Here is a 1,033-nt window from a genome sequence, read left to right as displayed (position 1 = left end):
GAACCGTCGTTCGCTGCTGCCTTATGGCGCCATCGTGCTGCAGGAGATCATGGCGGCGATGCAGCCGTCGAAGATCATCGTGTCGGCGCTCGGCGTGCGTGAGGGCTTTCTCTATTCGCTGCTCGATGAGGCCGAGCAGAAGGCCGATCCATTGATTTCGGCGTCGGAGGAACTCGCCCGGCTGCGCTCACGCTCCGTCACCCATGCGCATGAACTTGTCGACTGGACCGCCAGGACCTTTGCCGCCTTCGGCATCGACGAGACCGAGGACGAGGCGCGCTATCGCCACGCCGCCGCATTGCTGGCCGACATCGGCTGGCGCGCGCATCCCGAATATCGGGGCAAGCAGTCGCTCAACATTATCGCGCACGCGTCCTTCTTCGGCGTCGACCATCCCGGCCGTGCCTTCCTGGCACTGGCCAACGCCTATCGTCACGACGGCATCTTCAACGAGGCCATCGCACCCGAGATCAAGGCGTTGGCTTCGCCGCGTTACCTGGAGCGGGCACGCGTGCTGGCGGCGATGATGCGCGTCGTCTACCTGCTCACGGCATCGATGCCTGGCATCATGCCCCGGCTGAAATGGGAACAGCGCGGCAACGGCGTGCTGGCGCTGGTGCTGCCTGCATCTCTGGCCGACCTCTATGGCGAACGGCCGGCCGGCCGCCTGGCGCAACTGGCAAGGATCACCAACCGCCGGCTGGTGCTGGCCGTCGAGGGCGGCCCAAGCGTTTCGGTGAAATAGAGCGTTTCGGTGAATTCGGTGAAATCGAGCGTATCCGTCAAATAGGCCTTACGCCGAACCACGCCCGTCGGCCGACCAGGCACCGGCGCCGGCCATCGCCAGCGCCAGGAAGCCGCCCGCAATGGCGATGTCCTTCATCAGCATCTGCGAATGCAGGAAGGCAAGCATCGCGTCGTCGCCGCCCTGGCCGTAATGGCCGRTGAAACCAGCGACAATGCAGAATGCGGCGAGCAGCAGCGCGGTGATCCGGGTCTGGAAACCGGCCAGGATGAGCAGCCCGGCGATCAG

1 protein-coding gene and 1 pseudogene are annotated in these 1,033 nt (G+C 65.1%); one reads left to right on the top strand and one right to left on the bottom strand.

Annotation, left to right across the window (positions count from 1 at the left end; all coding sequences use genetic code 11):
• Nucleotides 1-745, top strand: a pseudogene (locus tag ACXJ7R_RS34065) (exopolyphosphatase); the annotation flags it as partial.
• 48 nt (nt 746-793) lie between these two features.
• Here ACXJ7R_RS34065 and ACXJ7R_RS34060 read toward each other — a convergent pair.
• Nucleotides 794-1,033: DoxX family membrane protein (locus tag ACXJ7R_RS34060; protein ID WP_457155626.1), on the bottom strand; the 240-nt coding region annotated here is incomplete at its 5' end.

This window comes from Mesorhizobium sp. P5_C1 (assembly GCF_054049815.1).
The sequence above is the reverse complement of the archived record's forward strand: the minus strand, read 5'-3'. Positions and strand labels throughout refer to the sequence as shown.